General features: G+C 42.0%; 2 protein-coding genes. Both read right to left on the bottom strand.

Annotation, left to right across the window (positions count from 1 at the left end; genetic code table 11):
* Positions 1 to 1,205 (bottom strand): histidine kinase dimerization/phospho-acceptor domain-containing protein (locus QT974_RS32915; RefSeq protein ID WP_333472564.1); only part of this gene is annotated, 1,205 nt, incomplete at its 3' end.
* A gap of 336 nt (positions 1,206 to 1,541) precedes the next feature.
* A partial coding sequence (locus QT974_RS32910) for an ATP-binding protein (protein ID WP_333472563.1) occupies positions 1,542 to 3,046 on the bottom strand: 1,505 nt, incomplete at its 5' end.

Genomic DNA, 3,046 nt, shown 5'->3' with positions numbered 1-3,046 from the left:
TTTGCCAAGTCTAAAGCTTGATTGATTAAAGTCAGCAAGTGTTCGCCGCTGCGGTGAATAATTCTGATATTGTCTCGGTCTTCTGTTGTTAGATTTGGGCTAGATTCGACGATTTGAGTAAAACCGAGTATGGCATTGAGGGGGGTACGCAACTCGTGGCTCATGTTGGCGAGAAACGTGCTTTTGGCTCTGTTTGCTGCTTGGGCAGCTAATGCAGCCTGTTGCAGTTGTTCTGTGCGTTCCAGAATTTCAGCTTCTAAGGTACGCTGGTAATTTGCTAGGACTCTTTCTGCTTCTTTGCGCTCGCTGATGTCTTGAATAGCTGCGATCGCAAAAACAACATTTCCGCTGGTGTCAAAAATTGGCGTAGCAGTTACCTCTAGGGTAATTATCAAACCGTATTGAGTGATTTCTACGTCATCAACTTTGAGAAATTCCCCACTCAGCGCCCGTAAAATCGGAAAATTTTCAGGAAAATATAGGCGATCGCTCTCACTGTTATAAGATCGATCCATTCCAGGCCAGGTTTGGGCATTCCTCGCGAGGACAGTTTGTGAATCAAGCAATTCGTGCGCTGCATGATTCAAATAGGCGATCGAGCCATCAGGATTGTAAACAGATACTCCCACCGGCAAACCTCCCAAAAATTGATTCAGCCGGCTTTCACTCGCCGATAATTCCTCATTGGCTAGCTTCAAGTCTGCATTTACCACCTCTAACTCCGCATTGACTCTCTTTAACTCCTCGTTAGCTTCTTTTCGCTTGATAGTTTCAATTATTAACTTTTGGTCTTGCAAGTAACTGTGAACTGCTTCGACTACTGTTAATTGCAAATCTTCATCCTGCCAAGGTTTCTGGATGTATCTGTATAATTTAGCATACTTGATACTATTGCTCAAAGCTTGTAAATCGGCTTGTCCCGTCAGCATAATCGTCAGCGTATCCGGCGATTGTTCGTGAATTTTTCTGAGCAGTTCGTCTCCTTTAATGTCCGGCATAATATAATCGGAAAGCACTAAAGCTATTTCATGCTCGTCTGCCCGCAAATCAGCCAGCAATTCTAAAGCATCTTCTCCACCTTCTGCCGTTTCAATAATACATTCATCGCCGATCGCCTTTTTGAGTTCAATCTTTAAACTTTTCAAAACATCAGGCTCATCGTCAATACAAACAATCACAGGTTTTTTCATGAATTTATTCGCCATATTTTTTTAATTTTTATTCACTATTCACAATTCCCGAAGGCACAAAAAGTAATTAAACTCCGCTTTTGTTACCAGTTTCACTGGCGCAGTAGCCTGCCCAGTCAGTTGCTTTAAGATTTATTCCCCAGATAAATTTGATAACTTGAACTTTATGAGAGCTTTTGCCTGCACCTTTTATTTACCTAAAAACTGCATAGCGAGGAACACTAAAGCAGATAATTTAAATATTTGAGAAAATGCAATTAAAATTGACTCTATTTTTATAGTTACACCACTTAATTGTAGGAATTGTATCTGTTGTTTGCGGTCATAAGTCATCAAAAGCACTGTTTTAGATCAGCCTTCACCTGTATTATGTGATTTCTCAGATTCGCTAACTAAATTGAGAATTTTTTGATAATCAAAATTATCGAGATTAGCTTGAAGGATTGCGGCAAATTCAGGATAAGCATCCCTAATTTCGTCGATTGTCCTGCCAATTAAGTCAAAATCAGCACTGCGGATTGCCTGCCTCATGTTGTCCGTCCATTCTGCGGGAAGTTTAGGCAGATAAGCAAGCATAGCATTATTAGGATTTGATAGGTTATGACGATCGCCCCTTGAGTCAAAGGCTGTCAACCCTGAATAAACATAAGTCACCCCCAAATGTTTGGTCAGCGTATCAAAGATATCCGTTTTGCGGAAAGGTTTTCTGATAAAGTCATCACAACCCACCAACAAAGAAAAGGAGCGTTTATCTTCATGGGTACTAGCTGTTAAAGCAACAATCTTCGGGTTGAGGAATTCAGGATGGGGAATATCCATCTGGCGATCGCCTTCTTGCTCTTGGTTTGTCTGCTGTATCCTCGATCTAATTTCGATCGTCGCTTCGTAGCCGTCCATCACCGGCATTCGCAAATCCATCAAAATCAAGTGCGGCTGCCAATTTTCCCACATTTCTACCGCTTCGCGACCGTTGCTAGCCTCTTGGACTCCGAAACCCAAAGGAGAAAGCATTTTGACTAACAGTTGGCGGTTGTCTGTGCGATCGTCCACAATTAAAATTCGATAGTATGGCTGATCTGGTTCCATTCCAATCACCTCACGGATGTTTTTTGGAGTGGCAATTGCAGTGGCATCAACTGCACTAACTTCAATCTCAAATCTAAAAGTTGTACCCCGTTTTAGCTGGCTTTCTACCGTGATACAGCCTCCCATTAACCGGACAAATTCGCGGCTAATGGTCAAGCCCAAACCAGTACCTTGGTGATTTTTTTGACCTGATTCTGTTTGCACAAATGCTTGAAAAATATCACCTAATTCTGCTTGGGCAATACCAACGCCAGTATCTTCTATTTCAAACTCTAAAAATAGCGAATTAGAAATTTTTAAATTATCCGATATCGCCAATTCATCAATCTCAGAATTAGTGCTGACTCTGGCGTTTTCCGGATTGTTGCTTGCTTCCAAATCTAAATCTATGGAATTTTCCCAGAAACCGACAATTTCCGTTTGCTGGCTTATTTTGGTTGTATTCGCAATCGAATCTGCTGCTGGAGTAGCTTCTAGCTTGCGCCGCACTCTTACTGACACCCCACCGATTAAAGTAAATTTCATGGCATTACTCAGAAGATTGATTAGCACCTGGCGCAGCTTCACTTCATCGGTTCGCACGTACTGCGGAATGTCAGCCTCGCGCTGGAAAATCAACTGCAAATCTTGATTTGTCGCTCGCAGTTGAAACATTTCTTCCAATTCGTCAAGCAAGCAGTAAAGGTCAAAGTTAGTCGGAAAAAGTGTCATCCGCCCCGCTTCGATTTTTGCCAAGTCTAAAGCTTGATTGATTAAAGTCAGCAAGTGTT

The sequence above is a fragment of the Microcoleus sp. BM001215392 genome (assembly GCF_036700185.1).
In the GTDB taxonomy this organism is placed as follows: Bacteria; Cyanobacteriota; Cyanobacteriia; order Cyanobacteriales; family Microcoleaceae; genus Microcoleus.
Note: the sequence above shows the minus strand (reverse complement) of the source record. Positions and strands in the feature narration are given on the sequence as shown.